Source organism: Streptomyces sp. ISL-96 (assembly GCF_018614035.1).
In the GTDB taxonomy this organism is placed as follows: Bacteria; Actinomycetota; Actinomycetes; order Streptomycetales; family Streptomycetaceae; genus Streptomyces.
This window is the reverse complement of the sequence record NZ_JAGGPA010000011.1, coordinates 347,731-370,547: the sequence shown is the minus strand read 5'-3', so window position 1 is coordinate 370,547 and position 22,817 is coordinate 347,731. Positions and strand designations below refer to the sequence as shown.

The following is a 22,817-nucleotide window of genomic DNA, read 5'->3' as shown; positions in this document are numbered from 1 at the left end:
CGGCACCATCTCGTCTTCATCCGTTCTCCTGCGGCTCGCTGTCGTAGCGCGCGTGACCCGGGCTCTTCCCCGGCGCGGCCGGGGATCAGGCGGGACGGTTCGCGTCGGGGATCTCAATGTTGATCGGTTTGCCCTCGGAGAGGAAGAGCAGGACGAACCTGCGGATGGCTTCCTCCATGGTCCAGGCGGCTTCCGGGACCAGCGGCAGCGGAATCAGGCCCTCGCGGAAGGCTACAAGGAGCGGCCAGGCGTTGCTGATCACGGGCTCCCAGAACGGCTCCTCGGACAGTCCGATCAGGTCGCCGACCCGGTCACCGAGCGTGTACCGGGAGAACGCACTGACCAGGGGGCGGCTTAGACCGCCGTCGATCTCGGCGACGATGTCGAGGAGCATCTCGGTCAGCTTGACGCCTTCGGTGGTGCGGCCCAGGGCCGGGTCGAGGAGTTGCCTGGACTGGGCGTTCGCCGCATCCCAGGTCGCGGGGACGTACTCGTCGCGGACGCCGAGCATGTGCGCGGTCACCTGCCACACATGCAGATACGCCGCCGACTCGGCGGACGAGATCCGTACCTTCCATTCGAGCATCTTGCGCATGACGAAGGTGGGCAGGCTGTGCCAGGTGACCAGGATGTCCGCCTGGCTGATCGGGATCTTCTGGCCGCCGCTGGTCCCGGACCAGCCCGGCGACTTCGGCAGCAGGTGGCGTACGGCCGCGTGCACGAGGCGGGTCTTCACCGCGGTCACGATCATTGAGCCCTGGGGCTGATACGCGTCCAGATCCCCGACGTCGTACCCGAGCTTCGCGGTCTTGGCGATACGGTCCTTCATGTCCGCACCGCCCTTGGAGTAGTAGACGGCTCGCGCCTCCCGGGGGATGGCGGTGCTCATCAGACCGCTGCCGAGGCCGTACAGGGCGCCGACGTAGATCCCCTTGGTCTTGTTGAACTGGGCGGCTCTGTCCAGCTTGTTCTGGTCGGCCCAGGGGGGCAGTCGGCGCGCCTTCTCCATGAACTCCCGCAGGTCGTCGGGCAGTCCGCCGGGGAGCGGCTGGTCGTTGCGGGCCCAGGTCCGCAGCAGCTCGTTGACTCTGGGAACGTCGCCCCGCTCGATCACGGCGGCGAGTACCCGGTCGGCCTCGTCGTCCCACACCCAGTTGGGGTCGCTGCCCGTCCCCGCGCCGGCCACCGAGCCGCCGGACGCCCATGTCCAGGCCGTCTGGGCGGCGGCCGGGGAGGCGATGCCGAGCATCCCCAGTGTTCCCAGAGTTCCGCCCGCGAGCAGCATCTTGCGCCTGCTGAGTTCGTCCATGCCTGAACCCTCCTTGAGTTCTGCCGATGGAAAACGAAGTGCAGATTGCGAAAGAATTACCGACGTATTCCGCGTGGCCGGGATCAGGCCGGACGGTTGGTGTCGGGGATCTCGATGTGAACCTCGCGCCCCTTGGAGAGGTAGAACAAGATGTACTGGCGGGCGGCTTCGTCGATCGTCCAGGCGATCTGCGGGACCAGCGGCAGCTTGATCAGGCCCTCGCGGTACGCCACGAGCTTCGGCCAGGCGGCCTTGACCGCCGTCTCCCAGAACGGCGCTCGGGGAATGCCGTCCCAGTCGGCCACCTGGTCGCCCACCAGGTAGCGGGCGAACGCGTTGACCAGAGGGCGGTCGAGGCCGCCGGGACTGGTCTGCTCTGCGAGCTGGCGCAGCAGGATGTCGGTCAGCTTGACCCCTTCGGGCGTGGGGCCCAGGACCGGGTCGAGGAGCTGCTTGGACTGGGTGTCGGCCGCATCCCAGGTCGCTGGGATGTACTCGTCGCGGATGCCGAGCAGGTGCGCGGTCACCTGCCACAGATGCAGATACGCCTCGGAGTCGGCGGAGCTGATCGGGACGTCCCATTCGAGCATCTTGCGCATCGCGAAGGTGGGCAGGGTGTGCCAGGTGACCAGCATGTCCGCCTGGCTGATCGGGATCTTCTGGCCGCCGTTGGTCCCGGACCAGCCCGGCGATTTCGGCAGTAGGTGCCGTACGGCCGCGTGTACGAGACGGGTCTTCACCGCTTCCACGACGACGCTGCCGTCCGGCTGAAACGCGTTGAGGTCCCCGACAGCGAAGCCCAGCTTGCTCGTTTTGGCGACGCGGTCCTCCATGTCGGCGCCGCCCTTGGAGTAGTAGACGGCTCGGGCCTCCCGCGGGATGGCGGTGCTCAGCATGCCGCCACCGATACCGTTGAGCACGTTGAGGTACAGGCCCCTGGTCTCGTTGAACTGGGCGGCTCTGTCGAGCTTGTTCCGGTCGGCCCAGGGGGGCAGTCGGCGCGCCTTGTCTATGAACTCCCGCAGGTACTGGGGCAGTTCGCCGGGAAGTGGCTGGTCGTTGCGGGTCCAGGTCCGCAGCAGCTCGTTGACCTTGGGTACGTCGCCCCGTTCGATCACGGCGGAGAGGAGCCGGTCGGCCTCCTCGTCCCACACCCAGTTCGGGTCGCTGCCCGTCCCCGCGCCGGCTAATGAGCGGTCGGCCCCCCACGTCCAGGCCGTGTTGGCGCGGGCCGGGGAGGCTACGCCGAGCAGCCCGAGTGCTCCCAGAGTCCCGCCCGCGAGCAGCATCTTGCGCCTGCTCAGTTCGTCCATGCTTGAACGCCTCCTCGAGTCGCCGAAGCCGGCCCTGCCTGATACCCTGATACAGATCTTGTATCTGCGTATCTCCAGCGAAACGTAATCCGAATCCGAGCGCAAGACTTGAGCGTCAACTTCTTTGTAACCGCCGGTAATGTGTGCCAAGAAAGGCGACCGTGGAACCTGTGTTTTCCTTCGCTGTCACGCCGCACGACTCGGATTCCGTGCTTGAGCGTGCGTTCGCCGAGGCTGCCGAGCGCGTCGACGACAATGACGAGATCACTACGCGCGTGCTCGACGCCGCTTCCGAGCAGTTCCGCCGCATGGGCATGCGGCGCTCCACCATGGAGGACGTCGCCCGCCGGGCAGGGGTCTCCCGGATCACGGTCTACCGCCGGTTCGCGTCCAAGGACGCGCTGATCGAGCAGGTCGTCCGGCGCGAATTCCGGCGGTACTTCGACCAGTTCAGCGTCGACGTCCAGGACGCCGAGACCGTCGCCGACCGCGTGGTCCTCGGTTTCGTGAGCTCCCTGCGGACCATCCGCCGCAACCCCCTCATCGGTGGCCTGCTCGCCGCTGAACCGGACGCGGTCGTGCCGTCCATGGCCGGCGACGAGGGCCGCACCCTGGAGGTCGTACGGCACTTCGTCGCGGGCCGACTGCGCCTGGAGCAGCAGGCGGGGAACGTCGCCCGCGACGTGGACGTGGACGTCGTGGCCGAGATGATGGTCCGGGTTTCCGCGTCCTTCCTGGTCATCCCCAGTCAGGTCATCGACATCGACGACGAGGAGCAGTTGCGCGCGGTGGCCCGGCGGTTCCTCGTCCCGATGCTGGAGCCACCGCGCCCCGCTCACTCGTAGCGCTCCTTGCGGGGAGTAAGGCGCCTATTGGCGTTATGGCAATAGTGCTCAACACCAAACCGCGCTCAACTGTGGTGCGCAGCAAGAGCGTTGTTGCATCGCGAGAGTGTCTTCGCGCTCCTTCCGCGCGACCTATTGACACTGAGCCAACAGTGCCTCCATCGTGAGGGCCGCTCAACGAGTCCGCCCGCGGTTTGTGAGGGAGGGAGCCCGCCGTGGCCACAGCAGAGCCGCTGCGCCAGTCCGTCGATGAGCTGACGATCACCCGTCTGCTCCGCCGAAACGCTCAGCACTTCGCCGACCTGCCCGCGCTCACCTCGGGGATCGGTCCGGACACGACGACGCTGTCCTGGTCACGGCTGCGCGGCGAGGTCGCCGCCGTCACCCGGGGCCTGGCCGCGCTCGGCCTCAGCCGTGGCGACCGGATGCTCATCGCGATGTCCAAGCGACCGGAACACTGGATCGCCGACCTGGCCGCCGTACACCTCGGGGCCCTGCCCTGCAGCGTGTACGACACGCTGAGCACCGAGCAGATCCGCTTCGTGGCCCGCCACAGCGCGGCCACCGTCCTCGTCCTGGAAGGCGGGGAACAGCTGCACCGCTGGCAGCCGGTCCTCAAGGACCTGCCGGACCTGAGGGCCGTCGTCATCATCGACCCGTACGCCGCCCCCGCCCCGTACGTCGCCCCGCCCGGCGACCTGGCGCTCACCCCCTACGCGGACCTGCGCGACCGAACGTCAGCTGACGACGCCGCGTTCGAGATCCTCACGGACGCGGCCACCGCCGGCCAACCGCTGACCGTGGTCTACACCTCGGGCACCACCGGCGAGCCCAAGGGCGTGGTGCTCTCCCACCGCAACGCCATCCACGAGTCCCTGATGCAGGATCAGCTCGTCCCTGTCCCGCCGCACCCGAAGACGGTGGCGTACCTGCCGATGGCGCACATCGCCGAGCGGGTGCTCGGGATCTACATGCCGATCTGCAACGCCGGCCACGTCACCATCTGCCCGGACCCGGCCCAACTCGTGCCGACGCTGCGCGCGGTGCGGCCGCACGGCTTCTTCGGCGTCCCGCGCGTGTGGGAGAAGCTCGCCGCCGGACTGCGGGCGAAACTCGCCGCGCTCCCCGAAGACCAGTCCGCGCGGATCACGCAGGCGCAGCGGGTCAATGTCGACGTGTTCCGACTGCGGTCCGCCGGCAAGGAGGTCCCGCCCGGATTGACGGCGCAGGCGGAGCGGCTCGACGCGCAGGTGCTGCGGCCGATGCGGGCCGCCCTCGGATTGGACGACTGCCACCGGGCCTTCAGCGGAGCGGCCCCGATCCCCACTGCCGTCCTGGAGTTCATGGCCGGCCTGGGGCTCCCCGTGTACGAGGTGTGGGGCCTGAGCGAGACCACCGGGGCGGCAACGGTCAGCACACCCGAGGTATTCGCACTCGGAGCGGTAGGACGCCCCGGACCGGGCATCGAGGTCAAGGCCGCCGACGACGGGGAGCTGTTCGTACGCGGCCCCGTGGTCTTCCCCGGCTACCTCACGGCCGACGGCGGCATCGAGCCGGCGACCGACGGGAGCGGCTGGCTGCCCACCGGCGACGTCGGCACGGTCGACGAGCGGGGCCTCGTACACATCACGGACCGCAAGAAGGAGATCATCATCACCAGCGGGGGCAAGAACATCGCCCCGACGAGGATCGAGTCCCTGCTGCGTGCGCACCCCCTTGTCGGCCAGGCCGTCGCGATCGGCGACCGGCGCCCGTACGTCACCGCGCTGCTCGTACTCGACGAGGAGGCGTCCCCCCTGTGGGCACGGGCGAACGGGATCGCCACCGTCGACCTGGGAGAACTCTCGCGCCACCCCGAGGTGCTCGCGGCCCTCGACCAGGCGGTCGCGGAGGCGAACGCCGTTCTCTCCCGCGCGGAGCAGGTGAAGAAGTACCAGGTGCTGGCCGGGCCCTGGACCCCGCAGTCCGGGGAGCTGACACCGAAGCTGAGTCTGCGGCGGAAGGGCATCCACTCCCGGTACGCCGCGACGATCGAGTCGATGTACACATAGGTCCGTCGTGAACCACAGGGCAACGAGAAGGGCCGACGGTATGACAGGTCAGCGCCAGACGCAGCGACGCAGGATGGCGCCGGACGCGAGACGCGCCGAGATCCTCACCGTCGCACGCAGGCTCTTCGGGGGGAACGGCTACACCACGGTGTCGGTCTCGGACATCGCCGCCGAGGCCGGCGTGGCCCGCGCGCTGATCAACCACTACTTCGGCGGCAAGCGCGAGCTCTACCTGGAGGTGGTGCGGCAAATGATGGTCGTACCAGCCTCCGTATCCCAGCGGCTGCCCCCGACGACCGCCGAGGAGCGCCTGTCCATCTGCGTCGACCGATGGCTCGAAGTCGTCGAGCGGAACCGGGAGATGTGGCTGTCCGCGATCGGCCTGGAAGCCCTCGGCAACGACCCGGACATCGACCGGATCATGCTCGAGGCGGACGAGATCGCGACCGACCGCATTCTTGAGGCCGCGATGATGACCGACGTCACCGAGGGGCGGACCAAGCTCCGGGCGGTGATCCGCGCCCACAGCGCCATGCTCAAGGCCGCCTCCCGCGAATGGCTGGTACGCGGCACGCTCAGTCGCAGCGACCTGCACGTGATCCTCACCCGCACCGTGCTCCAGCTGCTCCACACCGTCTTCCCCGCCGTACGGGACGACTAGCACAGCACGACTCACACCGCTTCGCACCACTTCACGGAGGAACGCACGCCATGCCCCGAGTGCTGACGGACGAGCGCCGCGACCTGGTCAAGGCGATAGGAACCTTCTGCCGCCGCGAGTGCGGCACAAAGGAACAGCGGGACAAGCTGACCGCGGGCGGCCAGGAACCGCACAATCAGAAGCTGTACGAGAAGATGGCCGGCCTGGGCTGGCTCGACATCGTCGTCCCTGAGCAGTACGGCGGCGCGGGCCGGGGCATGACGGACCTGTGCCTCTTCCTGGAGGAGACCGCCTACGGGCTCGCACCGATCAGTGGCTTCGGGACGACGGTCATCGCCGCGGCGGCCTACGAGAAGTTCGGCACCGAAAGCCAGAAGCGCGTCGTACTCGAAGGCGTCGCCAAGGGCCGGGTCGAGGCCATCTCGATGTCCGAGCCGGGCGCCGGATCGGATGTGGGCGCGCTGACCTGCCGCGCGGAACGCACCGACGGCGGCTACCTGATCAACGGTCAGAAGACCTGGTGTTCCAACGCGCACTTCGCCGACCACATCCTTCTCATCGCCCGTACGTCGCAGGGGGAGTCCAAGCACCAGGGGCTCACCCAGTTCATGGTGCCCGCCGACGCCGCGGGCCTGCGGATCCGGGGCATCGACACGATGGGCGGGCGGGAGGTCAACGACCTGTACTTCACCGACTGCTTCGTCCCGGACTCGGCGGTCGTCGGCACGCCGGGCCGGGCCTGGCCACAGCTGATGGCCGGGCTGAACCTGGAGCGGATGATCCTCGCCGCGCTGATGCTGGGCACCGCACGGCGCGCCTTCGACGACACCGTCGCGTACGTGCGGCAACGCGAGCAGTTCGGCCGGCCGGTCGGCTCGTTCCAGGCGCTCAAGCACCGGATCGCGGACATGGCCACCGAACTTGAGTGCGCCAGGCTCCTGGTGGACGACGTCGCGGCCGCGATCGACGCCGAGCCCGGGCGCGTCTTCGCCCGCGAGGCGTCCATGGCCAAGCTCAAGTGCACCGAGCTCGCCAAGCACGTGGCGCTGGAGGGGATGCAGATGATGGGCGGCTACGGGTACGCCACGGAGTACGGCATGGAGGCCCTGCTGCGCTCGACCGTAGTCTCCACGGTGTACGGCGGGACGAGCGAGATCCAGCGCGACATCATCGGCAAGACGTACGGGCTGTAAGCGGGCGCGATGCACCTGGCTTGCGCGGCTCGACAGGCGGGCGGCCCGCACCGGATGCGTACGGCGTGGATCCCGGGAGTTCCTATGGATCCACCCGGCCACCCAACGGTGGCGCCGCAGCCTCGAATCCGATCAGTTCTCGAGACACCGAGGTCAGCCTCTTGACCTCGGTGACCCCAGCCACTACTTTTCGCTAGACGCCGACCCATGACTCCCGGAAGGAGGCGACCAGCGGATGTACACCAGCTCTGATCTTGGTCGCCTCGCCCAGTGCACGGTCTGGGTTCCGGGTCGGATCGCGCACGGCTGCTGAGCACGCCGTTCTGATGTGCCCTTCCGTGGCACATTCCGGGTTTCCCGTCTCCACTTCCCCGCACGTCGCTGTCGCGTGCCATTTTGCGTCCGCTCCTCTGACGTGGCGCGTCTGAACACAGAAAGCTGCCTGAAATTGGCGAACATGATGAATCGACCCGTCGCGCACCGAAACGAAGGCCTGTCGTGGTAGCGGCGCGGATCACGGTCAACGGGAAAGAAGCACCGATTTCACCGGCTGCGCCCCACACCACAGTGCTGGATTTTCTGCGCGAGCGTGGCCTCACCGGTACCAAGGAGGGCTGCGCCGAGGGTGAATGCGGCGCCTGTTCGGCACTGGTGGCCCGTCCCGGGGTGAACAAGCCCACCGACTGGGTGGCGGTCAACGCCTGCCTGGTCCCGGTCGCGTCGCTCGACGGTCAGGAGATCATTACGTCCGAAGGTCTCGCCACCGCCGGCGAACCCGGCAGGCCGCCCACCCTGCACCCGGTGCAGGAGGAGATGGCTGTCCGCGGCGGCTCCCAATGCGGTTACTGCACGCCGGGGTTCATCTGCAGCATGGCTGCCGAGTACTACCGACCCGGCCGCTGCGCGCAGGCGGACGCGGCCGACAGCGCCGACAGCGCCGACGCCGAGCACGGTCCGAACGGTTTCGATCTGCACGCGCTGAGCGGAAACCTGTGCCGCTGCACCGGTTATCGCCCGATTCGCGATGCCGCGTTCGCCGTCGGTACGCCCACCGATGAGGACCCGCTGGCGCAGCGTCGCGAGCAGTCCCCGCCCGCACCGGCTTCCACCGAATACACCCAGGACGACAGCTCGTTCCTGCGGAAGAGCACCCTTGCCGAAACGCTGCAGTTGCTGCGCGAGCGGCCCGACGCGGTGGTCGTTGCCGGCTCCACCGACTATGGCGTCGAGGTGAACATCCGCTCCCGCCGGGCGGATTGCGTGGTTGCCATCGACCGGCTTCCCGAACTGCGGGAGCTGCGCGTCGAGTCCGGCTTCATCGAGGTCGGTGCGGCGCTGACGCTCACCGAGATCGAACGCCGTCTCGACGGCGACGTCCCGCTCCTTGCCGAGCTGTTCCCGCAGTTCGCCTCCCGGCTCATCCGCAACGGGGCGACCCTCGGCGGCAACCTGGGTACCGGCTCGCCCATCGGTGACAGCCCGCCGGTGCTGCTCGCCCTTGAGGCGTCGCTGGTGCTCGCCGACGCCGACGGTGAGCGCGAGGTCCCGCTGGCGGAGTACTTCACCGGTTACCGGGAGAGCGTGCGCCGTCCCGGCGAGCTGATCCGCTCGGTGCGCATCCCGCTGCCGCTGTCGCCGGTCGTGGCCTTCCACAAGATCGCCAAGCGGCGCTTCGACGACATCTCCAGCGTGGCGGTCGCCTTCGCGCTCGACATCGAGGACGGGATCGTCCGCAAGGCACGCATCGGCCTGGGCGGCGTTGCCGCCACTCCGATACGCGCTCTCGCCACCGAGCTGGCACTGGAGGGCAAACCGTGGGCGGCGGAGACCGTCGAGGCCGCGGCCCGGGTGCTGCGGGGTGAGGGCACGCCGATGGACGATCATCGCGCCAGCTCCCTCTACCGTTCCGCGATGCTCGGCCAGAGCCTGCTGAAGCTGCACGCACAGACCCCCGAGGCGGTGTCGTCATGAGTCATCTGTCAGAGCGTCCCGAAAAGCCCGTCGTCGGCGTCTCGATGCCGCACGAGAGTGCCTTCCAGCACGTCACCGGCACCGCGCTCTACACCGACGACCTGGTCCAGCGCACCAAGGACGTGCTGCACGCGTACCCGGTCCAGGTCATGAAGGCCCGCGGCAGGATCACCGCACTGCGCACCGAGCCCGCGCTCGCCGTGCCCGGTGTGGTCCGCGTGCTGACCGGTGCCGACGTGCCCGGCGTCAACGACGCCGGTATGAAGCACGACGAACCGTTGTTCCCCGACGAGGTCATGTTCCACGGCCACGCGGTCGCCTGGGTGCTCGGCGAGACCCTGGAGGCGGCCCGGCTCGGTGCGGCGGCCGTCGAGGTGGAACTCGAGGAGCTGCCCTCCATCATCACGCTGCAGGACGCGATCGCGGCGGGCAGCTATCACGGCGCCCAGCCGCTGATGGTCCACGGCGACATCGAGGCGGGCTTCGCCGACTCCGCGCATGTGATCACCGGCGAGTTCCAGTTCGCCGGTCAGGAGCACTTCTACCTCGAGACGCACGCGGCGCTGGCCCTGGTCGACGAGAACGAGCAGCTGTTCATCCAGAGCAGCACCCAGCACCCCTCGGAGACGCAGGAGATCGTCTCTCACGTGCTCGGTGTGCCCGCCCACGAGGTGACCGTGCAGTGCCTGCGGATGGGCGGCGGCTTCGGCGGCAAGGAGATGCAGCCGCACGGGTTCGCGGCCGTCGCCGCGCTCGGCGCCAAGCTGACCGGTCGGCCGGTCCGGTTCCGGCTCAACCGGACCCAGGACCTGACCATGTCCGGTAAGCGGCACGGGTTCCACGCCAAGTGGAAGATCGGCTTCGACGTCGACGGCCGCATCCAGGCCCTCGACGCCACCCTGGTCGCGGACGGCGGTTGGAGCCTGGACCTGTCCGAGCCGGTCCTCGCCCGCGCGCTGTGCCACATCGACAACACCTACTGGATCCCCAACGCGCGCGTCGCCGGTCGCATCGCCAGGACCAACACGGTCTCCAACACCGCCTTCCGCGGCTTCGGCGGACCGCAGGGCATGCTGGTGATCGAGGACATCCTGGGCCGCTGCGCGCCGCAGCTCGGCCTGGATCCCATGGAGCTGCGGGAGCGCAACTTCTACCAGCCGGGTCAGGGTCAGACGACGCCGTACGGACAGCCGGTCACCCAGGCCGAGCGGATCTCCGCCGTCTGGCAGAAGGTCAAGGAGAACGGCGGCATCGCCGACCGCAAGCGCGAGATCGCCGCCTTCAACGCCGCGCACCCGCACACCAAGCGGGCCCTCGCGATCACCGGCATCAAGTTCGGCATCTCGTTCAACCTCACCGCCTTCAACCAGGGCGGCGCGCTGGTGCTGATCTACAAGGACGGCTCCGTCCTGATCAACCACGGCGGCACCGAGATGGGTCAGGGCCTGCACACCAAGATGATGCAGGTGGCTGCGACCACGCTGGGCATCCCGCTGCACAAGGTCCGCCTCGCCCCGACGCGTACCGACAAGGTGCCCAACACTTCCGCCACCGCCGCCAGCGCCGGGGCGGACCTCAACGGTGGGGCCATCAAGAACGCCTGTGAGCAGCTGCGCGAGCGGCTGCTGCAGGTGGCCGCCTCCCAGCTGGGTTCGAACGCCTCGGACGTGCGCATCGTCGAGGGCGTCGCGCGCTCCCTGGGCAGCGACAAGGAGCTGGCCTGGGACGACCTGGTGCGCACCGCGTACTTCCAGCGAGTCCAGCTGTCGGCATCCGGTTTCTACCGGACCGAGGGGCTGCACTGGGACGCGAAGGCGTTCCGGGGCACGCCGTTCAAGTACTTCGCCCACGGCGCCGCGGCGACCGAGGTGGAGGTGGACGGCTTCACCGGTGCGTACCGCATCCGGCGTGTGGACATCGTGCACGATGTCGGCGACAGCCTGTCCCCGATGATCGACATCGGCCAGGTGGAGGGCGGTTTCGTGCAGGGCGCGGGCTGGCTGACACTCGAGGACCTGCGCTGGGACACCAGCGAGGGCCCGAACCGCGGCCGGCTGCTGACCCAGGCGGCGAGCACCTACAAGCTGCCGAGCTTCTCGGAGATGCCCGAGGAGTTCAACGTCACGCTGCTCGAGAACGCCACCGAAGAGGGAGCGGTGTACGGGTCCAAGGCGGTGGGTGAGCCTCCGCTGATGCTGGCGTTCTCGGTGCGAGAAGCGTTGCGGCAGGCCGCCGCCGCGTTCGGGCCGAGCGGTGTCGGCGTCGAGCTGGCCTCGCCCGCGACGCCGGAAGCGGTGTACTGGGCGGTCCAGGCGGCTCGCCAGGGCGATGCCTGCCGGGGCGGTGGCGCCGGCGACGGGTTGGCCACCGACGGCCACGCCGGAAACGGGCTCGCCGACGGCACGATCCGTACCGACGCCGAAGCGCTGAGCGGTGCCTGACATGACGTGGGTCGCCGCGGTCGCACGGTTGCGGGCACGCCGGGAGTCCGGCGTGCTGGTGACCGTCGCGACCGTGCGCGGCCATGCCCCGCGCGACGCCGGTGCGAAGCTCGTCGTGGGGCAGACCGAGACGTGGGGCTCGATCGGTGGCGGCAACGTCGAGGCCGTCTCGATCGATCGTGCCCGGGAGATGATCGCCGCGTCCAAGCCGGAGCCGGAGCTGATCGATTTCGCCCTGAACGACAAAGTGACCAACCAGCATGGCGTGCAGTGCTGCGGCGGCACGGTCTCGGTGCTGCTCGAACCGCTGCCGGTGGTACGGGCGGTGGCGATCTTCGGCGTCGGGCACGTCGGGCTGGAACTGGCACGCATCCTGGCCCGTCAGGACCTCGACCTCCATCTGATCGACAACCGCGCCGACATGCTCACCAAGGAGCGGCTCGACGTGCTGGCGGACGCGGTGGCGCAAGTGCACGTGCATCACACGCCGCTGCTGCCCGAGGAGGTGCTGGCGGAGTTGCCGCGCGGCACCCACATCCTGATCATGACCCACGATCACGCCGAGGACGCCGCTCTGTGCGACGCCGCCTTGCGCACCACCCATCTCGGCTCCATCGGGCTGATCGGGTCGGCGGCCAAGTGGGTACGGTTCCGCAAACGCCTCGCCACCGAGGGCGGTCACGACGAGCCCACCATCGATCGGATCAAGACCCCGATCGGGCTGGCCGACATCACCGGCAAGGAACCCGCGACAATCGCCGTGAGCGTCGCTGCCGATTTGCTGCGCACCTTCGAAACCGAGGGGAACTGACTCTCCCACCGGATCGACAGGGGTGCCCCGCGCTCGTGCGAACGCACACATGCGGGGCACCCTTTCGGCACGACTACGTAGGCGCCGGTACTTGTCGTGGTCGTAGGAGTGCGGCTGCGGCTGCGCGGTGCGCCGGTGTCAAGGAGGGCGCTGGCGTACTGGAGCCGGTCCCACGGACCGCCCCAGTAGCCGGAATGAGATCCCGGCCCCCGATGTAACGAGTTCCACCTCCAGTTCGCCCGACAGGTACTGGCGGGCGAACTCCTTGTTCTCGCCGACGTACGACCCGGTCACCCGGACGATGCGGCCCGAGGCCGGCAGGACGCCCAGGCCCCGGCCGTCCACGCCGCAGTTGTTGGAGACGACCTCCAGCCGCCAGCGCCCTGTGCGTACGCGAGTTGGCCGGTCACGGCCGCTCCCGGCTGCGGCGCCGGCCGGCCGGCAGGGACACGGGCTCGGCACCCGGGACGACGGTGTTGGAGACGGTGCCGATGCCCTCGACGGTCAGGGTGACGGTGTCGCCCGGTTTCAGCGGCGGCGGTGTCCGCTCGCCGCGCAGGCCCCACAGTTCGGCGAGGCAGCCGCCGTTGCCGCAGGTGCCGGAGCCGAGGACGTCGCCCGGCACGACGCGGGTGCCGCGGGAGGCGTAGGCGGTCATCTCCTCGAAGGTCCAGCTCATGTTGGACAGCAGGTCCTTGCCGACCGTCTCACCGTTGACCTCGGCGTTCAGGGCGAGGCGCAGGAAGCCGTCGGCGTCCCGGTACGGCTCCAGCTCGTCGGCGGTGACGAGGTACGGGCCGAGCGTTGTGGCGGTGTCCTTGCCCTTGCAGGGGCCCAGGCCGACCTTCATCTCCGCCGATTGCAGGTCGCGCGCGGACCAGTCGTTGAAGACGGTGTAGCCGACGATGTGCTCGCGGGCCTGCTCGGGGGTGAGGTCGCGGCCCTCGCGGCCGATCACCGCACCGACCTCCAGCTCGAAGTCCAGGGCGGTGGAGCCGGGCGGCACGGGAATGTCGTCGTGCGGGCCGAAGACGGCGTGCGGGTTGGTGAAGTAGAAGGTCGGGGCCGCGTACCACTGTTCGGGGACACCGCCGGTGCCCTCCACGGCCCGTCGTACGCCCTCGACGTGCTCCTCGAAGGTGACGAAGTCCCTTATGGAGGAAGGCCGGAGGGGAGGAAGCAGCCGTACCTGTGAGACATGGGGGCCGGGCGGCACGTCGAGCGCCGCCGCTCCGGCGTCGAGCAGTCCCGGCAGGCCCTCGGCTTCCGTGAGCAGAGCGGTGAGTGAGGTGACGCCAGGCAGGGGGAAGAGGGTGCCGTCCTCTTCCACGACGGCCACTCGGTGGCGGTGCCGGTGCTCGTAGGCGGCGAAACGCATGGTGGACTCCTGTTGGGGGGAGGGGGAGAGGGGAGGGGGGAGGTCAGTGAAGGGGGATGCGCATGAGGTCGTGGCCCACGGTGACGCGCCCGCGGTAGCCCGCCGCCCGCGCGGACGCGTGGGCGGCCGAGGCCCACTCGCGCTGCGGGAACTGGGTCGGGTCGGCCGGAGCCAGGTGGCTGACGACCACATGGCGCGCACCCGCCGCGGTCGCTATCGCGCCCACCTCGCTGATGTCGGTGTGCACCTCGCGCATGTGCTCGACGAGGCGGGCGGGCAGTCCCTGCTGCTCGAACCACGCGGTGTCGGCGGCCTCGTGGACCAGGAGGTCGCAGTCCCGGGCCAGGGCGATGAGGTCGTCGCTGCGGCTGGTGTCGCCGGAGAAGACGACGGAGCCGTCCGCGGTGTCGAACCGGTAGGCGTACGAGGGCGACATGTTGCCGTGCGGGACTCTGGTCGCCGTCACCTTCAGCGCGGGCGTGTCCAGGACGGTCACCACCGAACCGGGCCGCGCCGAGAGCTCGGTCACGTCGAGCATGGACACGGGATCGACGCCGAACCCCTCGGCGATGAAGGCGTTGGTGGAGGCGGCGAAGGTGGCGTTCGCCCGGCGGGTGGTCTCGGCGATGCCCGGCGCGGGACGCTCGGGGGAGACGGGGCCCGAGGCGACGGTGTCGCTCGGCCCCGGCCCCCATACCCGCACGGTTCCCCCGAGCCCGGGCTGGGGCGGCATGACCCCCGCGCACAGCAGCGGGAAATCGAAATAGTCGACGATGTGGTCGGCGTGCAGGTGGGTCAGGAAGATCCCCTTGAGCGACGGCATGGACAGCCCCGCCCGCAGGTACTGGGTCACGGCGCCCCGGCCGCAGTCCACCAGGTAGGTGTCGCCGCCGACGGTCACGGCGGACGCGATGCCCATCCGCTCTCCGTACGGCGGAGGGCCGCCCGCCGTGCCCAGCAGATGCACGACGGTACGGTCCTTCGTTGCCTCGTTGCGATCCTGCTTCGGGCGCGGCGCCGCGGCGGCCTGCGGGGCGGCAGAGAGCGCGGTTGCGGTCGCGGCCGCGCTGCCGGCCAGGAGGCTGCGACGGGAGAGGCGACGGGAGCGGCGGGGCGTGGGTCCGGTCACGAGACGGTTCCTTCGATCGTCGTTGATGCGGAGCCGGTACGGAGCCGTGAGGCGGGTGAGCGGACCCCCTGGGGCGGGGGAATCAGACGGGCGGGGCGACGAACACGCCGCGGTCGACGTCGTTGAAGGATTCCTTGGCGATGAGTTCGTTCATGGGGTTGGCGGTGCCCCACTGGTCGGTGACCTCGGGCTGGGAGAAGTCGTAGACGTGCGGGTGCCAGGTGTCCTCGTCGAGTTCCTCCAGCTCCGTCGTGTACTCGACGGTGTTGCCGTGCGGGTCGAGGAAGTACGTGAAGGTGTTGTCGCCCGCCATGTGCCGTCCCGGGCCCCAGACCTTGCGGAACCCGGCGCGCAACACGCGGCCGGAGCCCCGCATGTACTCGTCGATGCCGCGCATCTCGAAGGAGACGTGGTGCAGGGCGGTGTGCGGGCCCTGGGCGATGGCCATGGAGTGGTGCTGGTTGCTGATCCGCATGAAGTGCATGACCTCGCCCATGTGCGGCGAACTGAGCGTGTCGGACAGCGCGAAGCCGAGGTGGCGCTCGTACCACTCACGGGTGCGGTTCAGGTCGGGGGAGTTGAGCACTACGTGCGACAGCTTGACCGGGATGGCCTCCTTCTCCTCGATCTTGCGGTGCTGCCGCACCTCGACGTCGGCGGAGACCTCGATGGTTCGGCCGTCGACGTCGAAGAAGCGGAAGCCGTAGCCACCGCCGGGGGTGTCGACACTGCCCGGCTGCGAGATCAGCCGGCCGCCGCCGGCGAGCAGGCGTTCGGCGAGGGTGTCGACGTCCGTGGGGTTCGCGGCGCCGTACGAGACGAGGTCGAGGCGCTTCTCCTCGGCCTGGCGCAGCCGTACGACGTACTGCTCCGGGCTGCCCTCGGCGGCCAGGAAGGAGATGCCGGAGTCCTCGGCGACCTTGGTCAGGCCCCAGACGCCCGCGTAGAAGTCGAGCTGCTTGTCGTAGTCGGGCACGGCGAGGTCGACGTGCCGCAGATGGGTGAGCAGACGTGTGCTCATGACGGTTCCTCCTCAGGCGAGGGCGAGGTTGAGCAGGGCGGAAGCGTTGGCGCCGCGTACGGCGTCGAATTCGGGCTCGGGAAGACGCGCGGCGCGCAGGGCGGCCACCGGGTCCTCGGTGCCCATGTCGAAGGGGAAGTCCGAACCCAGCAGCACCCGGTCGGGACCGGCGGCCCGGACCAACTCCCGCAGGACATGCGGATCGTGGACCAGGGAGTCGAAGTACAACCGCTTCAGATAGCTGCTCGGCGGCTGCGCGCAGGCGGCGCCCGCGTCGGAGCGGGCCGACCACGCGTGGTCGGAGCGGCCGATGTGGGTGGGCAGGTAGCCGCCGCCGTGTGCCGCGATCAGCTTCAGGCCGGGGTGGCGGTCCAGCACGCCGGAGAAGATGAGGTGCGAGAGGGCGACGGCGTTCTCGGTGGGCTGGCCGACGGTGTTGGACAGGTACCACTGGTCGAGGCGCTCGTCGAGTGTGCACCCGAACGGGTGCAGGAAGACGATCGCGCCCGTCTCCTCGGCCCGCGCCCAGAAGGGCGCGTAGGCCGGGTCGGAGAGTTCCCGCCCCGGTGCGTGGCTGGAGATCTCCACTCCGGACAGCCCCTGCGCCAGGGCGTGGTCGAGTGCGCGCACCACGTGCTCCGGATGCTGGAGCGGTACGAGTCCGAGTCCGCGCAGCCGGTCGGGGGCGGCCGAACAGTGCGTGGCCGTCGCCTCGTTGGCCAGCCGGTACACCTTCTCGGCCGTCTCCTCGTCGGCCCAGTAGTGGTAGTGCGAGGGGGAGGGGCTGACCAGCTGGACGTCCACGCCCTGGGCGTCCATCGCGGCCAGGCGTACGACGGTGTCGGTCAGCCGGGGGATGCGTTCGCGCACCATGGGGCCGCTGACGGCGAGGGCGGCGGGGCCGTTGCGGCGGGCGTCCAGCACCTTCGCCCCGGCGAGCCCCGGCAGGTCCGCGACCAGCGCCTCGACCTCGGGCAGCAGGACGTGAGCGTGTACGTCGACGGTCGGCCACGGAGCGGCGGCGGTCACGGCAGCTCCCGGAGCATCGTCATGGTGCGGGCCATCAGGCCGGGCACGTCGGCGTTCCGGGCGCCGTCGAGCTGCCACCGCCCGATCTGCACGGACGCCTCCACGACCGGACGGACGCGCGCGATCCGCCGCTCGTAGTACGCCTGGAACAGCGCGTCGTCCCACTGCTCGGCGCCGGACAGCATCTGGGCGAGCACCCACGCGTCCTCCAGCGACAGGGCGGCGCCCTGGGCGAGGGTGGGCGGGCAGCAGTGGGCGGCGTCGCCGACGAGGACCACCCGGCCGCGGTGCCAGGAGCCCTCGACCAGCATCCGGTCGAACCAGGTGTAGTTGACCTTCGCCGGGTCGGTGATGTGCGCGGTGATCTCCGGCCAGAACCCGCCGTACGCGGAGGCCAGGCGCCGCATCTCGTCGGCGTACGACTCCGGCGGGATGGAGGCGCGGTCGCGGCCGGCCTCGACGACGTACGCGTACAGGGTGGTGTCGCTGGTGGGGCAGTACCCGGCGATGTAGGCCGGGCCGCCGTACGCGAGGTCGGTGCGCACCACGCCGGCCGGGCGCGGGGCGGCGATGCGCCAGATGGCCATGCCGGTGGGCTCGGGTCTGGCCGTGATGCCGATGGCCGCGCGGGTGGCGGAGCCCAGACCGTCGGCGGCGATCACCAGGTCGTAGCGGCCTTCGGTGCTGTCGCTGAACCGCACGTTCACGCCGTCGGCGTCCTGCTCCAGGAACTCGGCTCTGGTGCCCAGACGCACCGTGGCACCGCTGGCGCGGACGGCGTCGATGAGGATCCGCTGAAGCTGGGGGCGCTGCATGCCGACGGTGGCGGGCAGGTCGTCGCCGCCGGCGCGGATGTCGCGCTGCTCGTGCAGGACGGTGCCGTCGGGGGCCTTGATGCCCACCGACCCGAAGCTGAAGCCGGATTCCTTGACCCGGTCCCACACACCGAGCTCGCGCAGTACGCGCAGGGCGTTGCCCTGGAGGGTGATGCCGGAGCCGGCGGTGGCGTTCCAGTCGTCCTTGGCCTCGATCAGTTCCACGGTGATGCCGGCGCGGCGCAGCAGGACCGTCACGGCGTTGCCGGCCGCGCCGCCGCCGATCACAAGGGCCGTACGGGGTGTGCTCGGTGTGCTCGGTGTGCTCATGGGGAACTCCCTTGTTCCGCTGGTTACTTGACGGCGATCGGATTGACCGGGGACCCGACGGCGCCGGTGATGGGCAGGGGCGCGGCGGTGAGCCAGAACGCGTACACGCCGTCGCCGGCGCAGTCCTCGGCGAGCGCGTCGAGGTCCCACATCTCGCCGATGAGCAGGCCGATGTTGGGGATGGCAACCTGGTGCAGCGGCTGGAAGGCGTTCTCGAACTCGTTGGGCCGCACCTCGAAGCCCCAGGTGTCGGTGGCGATCGCGGCGACCTCCGCGCCGTGCAGCCAGCCGGCCGTGGTGAACGAAAGGCCGGGCGCCGGGCCGCCGGCGTAGTCCCCCCAGCCCTCCCGGCGGGTCCGGGTGAGCTGTCCGGTGCGTACGACGACGATGTCGCCGCGGCCGACCGTCACACCGTGGGCGGCGGCGGTGCGCTCCAGGTGTTCCTCGGTGATGGGGAAGCCGTCGGGCAGTTCGCCGTCCTCACCCACGGCACGGCCGACGTCGAGCAGTACGCCGCGTCCGGCGACGTACGGAGCCATGTGCTCGATTCCCGTCACGAGGTCGCCCTCGGAGGTGACGACCTTCTCGGCGGGACGGCCGTTCCACGCCTTGCCGTGGTCGAAGATGTGGCCCAGGCCGTCCCACTGGGTGGAGCACTGCAACGGCATGGCGATCACGTCGTCGGCGCCGCCGATGCCGTGCGGGAACCCCTGGTTGCCGAGGGCCGCGTCGGTGCCCGTGTCCAGCATGGTGTGGACCGGGTTGGTCCGCCGCCGCCAGCCCTTCTGGGGGCCGTTCATGTCGAACCGCTGCGACAACGAGAAGCTCACACCGCGCCGGACCAGCGCGGCGCCCTCCCGGCGCTTGGCCTCGTCCAGGAAGTTGAGCGTCCCCAGCCGGTCGTCGGCGCCCCAGCGCCCCCAGTTCGAGCACTCCCGGGCCGACTTGGCTATCGCACCCTCTGGATCCGTACGGTCGATCACGAGGCAGCCTCCGCCACACAGCGGGTGCGCTGGGCGCCGAGCCCGGTGATCGAACCGTCCATGACGTCGCCGTCCCGCAGCAGCCGGCCCCAGTGCATGCCGTTGCCGGCCGGGGAGCCGGTCAGCACCAGGTCGCCGGGCAGGAGACGGGCCGACTGCGAGGCGTACGCCACCATGCGCGCCACGTTGAAGATCATGTCCTTGGTGGACTCGTCCTGCATGGTCTCGCCGTTCAGCTTCAGTGTCAGCCGCAGGTCGTCGGGGTCGCCTATCGACTCGGCGGGTACGATCCAGGGCCCGAGCGGGGTGAAGCCGGGCGCATTCTTGCTGCGCAGCCAGTCGGTGCCGATCTGGGGCATGTCCCGGCGGAAGACGGTGGCGCGGTCCGTGAGGTCGTTGGCGATGGTGTATCCGGCGACGTACCGCAGAGCTTCCTCGACGCTCACCTGGTGCGCGGGCCGGCCGATCACGGCCGTCAACTCCAGCTCCCAGTCCGGCTTCCCGGCCCGGGCGGGCAGCACGACGTCGTCGTACGGACCCGTGATCGCGCTCGGCAGGCCGATGAACACGTACGGCAGGTCCTCGGCCGCCCGCCGGTCCATGATCTCCGCCGCCTCGGCGCGCCGCTCCGCCTCGGAGCGGTCGTCGTCCGGGGCCCGGTGCGCGACGTGCAGGTCGATCACGTGCTGCCGGTAGTTCGCCCCCGACTGGAACACCTGGCGCGGCTCGACGGGCGCGTGCACCCGGAAGTCCGCCAGCGGTTGCCGTTCGAGGCCGCTCTCACCGGCCAGCGTCCGCAGCCGTGGCAGAGCCGTCTCCCAGCGGTCCAGCAGGTTTCGGACCGTCAACCTCTCCTCCTCGAAGGCGACTTCCAGATCGAGCACCTGGGCATCGGGGGTGACGAGGGCGGGGAAGGCCGGCCCGTCCGGGGCCGAGAGGGTGCCAAGGGCGAAGGGACCGGCGAAGAGCGCGGACGCGGATTCGGAATCGGGTTTCACGAACATGTCCTCCTGATTGCGGTGTGACTAATCTGGACCCGCCACCTACGATCAGGGAAATCGATTCTGTGGATGACTGACATCCATGGCGTTTATACGTCCCTGTTCGGCGCCGTACCGCAAGGGGAAGTCCCGTGAACCTGGCCCGCCTCGACCTCAACCTCGTCGTCGCCCTGCGCGCGCTCCTGGAGGAACGCAACGTCACCCGCGCCGGGCAGCGTGTCGGGCTCAGCCAGCCCGCGATGAGCGCCGCCCTGTCCCGCCTGCGCCGCCACTTCGACGATGATCTGCTCGCCCGGGTCGGCGGTCACTACGAGCTCACCGCTCTCGGGCAGGTCCTCCTCGACCGCACCTCCACCGCCTACGACGTGCTGGAGCGCCTCTTCGCCAGCCAGGCCGACTTCGACCCGGCCAACGAGAGCCGCGAGTTCAGGCTCGTGGCGTCCGACTACGCCGTCGCCGTCTTCGGCATCGAACTGGCCCGCGTCGTGCATGAGGAGGCCCCCGGCATCCGCCTGCGCTTCACGCAGACACCGCCCACCGTGGTCGACGACACCGCCGCCCTGCTGAGCGCCACCGACGGCCTGCTCATGCCGCACGGCGTGATCAGTGACTTCCCCGCCACCGAGCTCTACGAGGACCGCTGGGTCTTCGTCGTCGCGGACGACCACCCGAGCGTCGACGACCGGCTCACCCGGCAGGACCTGGCCCGGCTGCCGTGGGTCACCTATCAGCGGACCTACGACGCCCCGGCCGTACGTCAGCTCGGCATGCTCGGCATCGAACCGCGCGTGGAGGTCTCCGTCGACAGCTTCCAGCTGCTGCCGCTGCTGGTGGCGGGCACCCGGCGCATCGCCCTGGTACAGGCACGTCTCGCCCGGCTCTTCGCGCCGCTCGCCGCCGTTCGCGTGCTGGAGCCGCCGTACGAGGCCGTACCCCTGCGCGAGGCGTTGTGGTGGCACCCGGTGCACACGCACGACGCGGCCCACATCTGGCTGCGCGAAACGGCCGCACGGGTCGGCAGGCGACTGGCGGACACGCCACGGGTGTGAGGCGCGCACCGTGACGGGCACGCCCCGCGTGCATCCTGTGTTCCCGCCCTGGATCCAACGGGGGTATCCACGCGCTGGATCAGGGGCATCGCAAACTTGGATCGCGTCAGGGGTGGGCAGGTCAGCGCCCGGAACGCATAGTCGTGGCACATCACACGCCCGTACGCCGACGCCTACTCGCCACCGGACCCGTCCGCCGTGCGGCGCCACCCTCCCGCCTCGCGCCCTGGAGTGCCGCCATGCCCGCACCCGCTGCCCTGCCCGCCCGTGACCACGGTCCCTCTCCGGCTGTGCGCGGCAGGCTGCCCGCCGTCCTGCTGATGGCCGGCAGCTGCCTGCCCGTCCTCGGGGCGGTTCTGCTCGCCCCGGTACTGCCCCGCATGCAGGACGCCTTCGAAGGGGTGGCCGGCAACGCGGCCCTGGTGCCTCTCGTGCTGACGGTCCCGGCCCTGTCGCTGGCTCTGCTCGCCCCGTTCGCGGGCGTCGTCGTCGACCGGCTCGGCCGCAAACGCCTGCTGGTCACGGCCACCGTCCTGTACACGCTGTTCGGCACCGCCCCGCTGTGGCTGGACTCGCTGTACGCCATTGTGCTCAGCCGGGCTCTGGTGGGCATCGCCGAGGCGGCCATCATGACCGCCTGCACCACGGTGATCGGCGACTACTACACCGGACGGGTCCGCGACCGGTACCTCGCACTGCAGACGATGTGCGCCTCGTCGTCCGCCACGGTCTTCTTCGTGCTGGGAGGCGCCCTGGGCGCGGTCGGCTGGCGTGCGCCCTTCTGGCTGTACGCGGTCGGCCTGCTGCTCGCCCCGCTGATGGCCCGGGCCCTGCCGGCGTCCGGCCCGGCCGGCCCCACCGGAGCGGAGACCGAGAGGGAGCCGCGGCCGTTTCCCCTGCGGCGCATGGCGGGTATCTGCCTGCTGACCGTCTTCGGCGCCGTCGTGTTCTACACCGTGCCGGTGGAGATGGCGTACCTCCTCGACGACCTGGGCGTGGCTTCCACCGGCGTGATCGGAGCTGTCACAGCGGTCGCGAGTGTCGCCACCGTCCTCGGCTCCGTCGCCTTCACCCGGCTCACCGACCGCCCGCGACGCCGTCTGCCGGCCGTCTTCCTGCTGTGTGCCGTCGGCTTCCTCGTCATGGGGACGGCCGACAGCCTGCCCCTGCTGATCGTGGGGGCCGTGGTGAACTGCGTCGGTACGGGGCTGCTTCTGCCGTCACTGCTGACGCTGGCGATGTCCCGGCTCGACTTCGCCGACCGGGGGCGCGGCACCGGTCTGTGGACGTCGGCGTTCTTCCTCGGCCAGTTCGTCTGCCCGCTGGTACTCCTCGGTGGCAAGGGCGCGCTCGGCGGTCTCGCCGCGGCCGTCGGACTGCTCGGCCTGGTCACCGCGCTGGTCTCGGCAGTGCTCCTGCCCCTCACCCGCCGAACCCCCGTGGAGCTGCCCCGCGGTCGGTCCACGGCCTAGCGGCCTCTGGGCGCC

The 22,817-nt window shown here is 70.1% G+C and carries 18 protein-coding genes and 1 pseudogene; 9 read left to right on the top strand and 10 right to left on the bottom strand.

Going from position 1 to position 22,817, the window contains the following annotated elements; genetic code table 11:
- Positions 1-85 precede the first annotated feature (85 nt).
- Positions 86-1,309 (bottom strand): oxygenase MpaB family protein, encoded by a 1,224-nt coding sequence (locus tag J7E96_RS08895; protein WP_215129206.1) that lies wholly within the window; start codon positions 1,307-1,309, stop codon positions 86-88.
- A gap of 83 nt (positions 1,310-1,392) precedes the next feature.
- Positions 1,393-2,622 carry an oxygenase MpaB family protein gene (locus J7E96_RS08890; protein ID WP_215129204.1) on the bottom strand — a complete coding sequence of 410 codons (1,230 nt, stop codon included), beginning with the start codon at positions 2,620-2,622 and terminating at the stop codon, positions 1,393-1,395.
- Positions 2,623-2,783: 161 nt separating this feature from the next.
- Between J7E96_RS08890 and J7E96_RS08885 the strand changes: the two genes are divergently transcribed.
- The 7 genes from J7E96_RS08885 (at position 2,784) to xdhC (ending at position 12,595) form a co-directional block, all read left to right on the top strand.
- Positions 2,784-3,467: a helix-turn-helix domain-containing protein gene (locus J7E96_RS08885; RefSeq protein WP_308295884.1), complete on the top strand. Its 684-nt coding sequence runs from the start codon at positions 2,784-2,786 to the stop codon at positions 3,465-3,467.
- Between the two features lie 215 nt (positions 3,468-3,682).
- The gene (locus J7E96_RS08880; RefSeq protein ID WP_215129202.1) at positions 3,683-5,518 is read left to right on the top strand and encodes a long-chain fatty acid--CoA ligase; all 1,836 of its coding nucleotides are present in this window, start codon (positions 3,683-3,685) and stop codon (positions 5,516-5,518) included.
- A 40-nt stretch (positions 5,519-5,558) separates the two neighbouring features.
- Positions 5,559-6,179, top strand: a complete 621-nt coding sequence (locus tag J7E96_RS08875; protein ID WP_251069559.1) for a TetR/AcrR family transcriptional regulator — start codon at positions 5,559-5,561, stop codon at positions 6,177-6,179.
- Positions 6,180-6,229: 50 nt separating this feature from the next.
- Complete coding sequence (locus tag J7E96_RS08870; RefSeq protein ID WP_215129200.1) at positions 6,230-7,372, top strand: acyl-CoA dehydrogenase family protein; 1,143 nt, start codon at positions 6,230-6,232, stop codon at positions 7,370-7,372.
- Positions 7,373-7,870: 498 nt separating this feature from the next.
- Entirely contained in the window at positions 7,871-9,343 is a 1,473-nt protein-coding gene (locus J7E96_RS08865) for a xanthine dehydrogenase small subunit (RefSeq protein ID WP_215129198.1), read from the top strand.
- Positions 9,340-11,784 (top strand): xanthine dehydrogenase molybdopterin binding subunit, encoded by a 2,445-nt coding sequence (gene xdhB, locus J7E96_RS08860; protein WP_215129196.1) that lies wholly within the window; start codon positions 9,340-9,342, stop codon positions 11,782-11,784. The genes J7E96_RS08865 and xdhB overlap by 4 nt, the downstream gene beginning before the upstream one ends.
- 1 nt (position 11,785) lies before the next feature.
- Positions 11,786-12,595, top strand: a complete 810-nt coding sequence (xdhC, locus tag J7E96_RS08855) for a xanthine dehydrogenase accessory protein XdhC (RefSeq protein ID WP_215129194.1) — start codon at positions 11,786-11,788, stop codon at positions 12,593-12,595.
- A gap of 207 nt (positions 12,596-12,802) precedes the next feature.
- Here the strand turns inward: xdhC and J7E96_RS37185 are convergent.
- From J7E96_RS37185 to J7E96_RS08815, 8 genes and pseudogenes are all read right to left on the bottom strand, one after another.
- Positions 12,803-12,979: pseudogene (locus tag J7E96_RS37185) on the bottom strand (CoA transferase); the annotation flags it as partial.
- Positions 12,980-13,001: 22 nt separating this feature from the next.
- Positions 13,002-13,973: a fumarylacetoacetate hydrolase family protein gene (locus J7E96_RS08845; RefSeq protein WP_215129192.1), complete on the bottom strand. Its 972-nt coding sequence runs from the start codon at positions 13,971-13,973 to the stop codon at positions 13,002-13,004.
- Positions 13,974-14,016: 43 nt separating this feature from the next.
- Complete coding sequence (locus J7E96_RS08840; RefSeq protein ID WP_215129190.1) at positions 14,017-15,102, bottom strand: MBL fold metallo-hydrolase; 1,086 nt, start codon at positions 15,100-15,102, stop codon at positions 14,017-14,019.
- Positions 15,103-15,184: 82 nt separating this feature from the next.
- A complete protein-coding gene (locus J7E96_RS08835; RefSeq protein WP_215129188.1) occupies positions 15,185-16,123 on the bottom strand; it encodes a VOC family protein in 939 nt (312 codons plus the stop codon).
- 12 nt (positions 16,124-16,135) lie between these two features.
- Positions 16,136-17,152, bottom strand: a complete 1,017-nt coding sequence (locus J7E96_RS08830; protein WP_215129186.1) for an amidohydrolase family protein — start codon at positions 17,150-17,152, stop codon at positions 16,136-16,138.
- A complete protein-coding gene (locus tag J7E96_RS08825) occupies positions 17,149-18,297 on the bottom strand; it encodes an FAD-dependent oxidoreductase (protein WP_215129184.1) in 1,149 nt (382 codons plus the stop codon). Before J7E96_RS08825 ends, J7E96_RS08830 begins: the two co-directional genes overlap by 4 nt.
- A 23-nt stretch (positions 18,298-18,320) precedes the next feature.
- Positions 18,321-19,280, bottom strand: coding sequence for a cyclase family protein (locus J7E96_RS08820; RefSeq protein ID WP_215129182.1), 960 nt, complete (start codon positions 19,278-19,280; stop codon positions 18,321-18,323).
- Positions 19,277-20,284 (bottom strand): fumarylacetoacetate hydrolase family protein, encoded by a 1,008-nt coding sequence (locus J7E96_RS08815; protein ID WP_215129180.1) that lies wholly within the window; start codon positions 20,282-20,284, stop codon positions 19,277-19,279. Before J7E96_RS08815 ends, J7E96_RS08820 begins: the two co-directional genes overlap by 4 nt.
- 128 nt (positions 20,285-20,412) lie before the next feature.
- Here J7E96_RS08815 and J7E96_RS08810 point away from each other — a divergent pair, with 128 nt between their 5' ends.
- Both J7E96_RS08810 and J7E96_RS08805 read left to right on the top strand, forming a co-directional pair.
- Complete coding sequence (locus tag J7E96_RS08810; protein WP_215129178.1) at positions 20,413-21,330, top strand: LysR family transcriptional regulator; 918 nt, start codon at positions 20,413-20,415, stop codon at positions 21,328-21,330.
- 239 nt (positions 21,331-21,569) lie between these two features.
- Entirely contained in the window at positions 21,570-22,802 is a 1,233-nt protein-coding gene (locus J7E96_RS08805; RefSeq protein WP_215129176.1) for an MFS transporter, read from the top strand.
- Positions 22,803-22,817 lie beyond the last annotated feature (15 nt).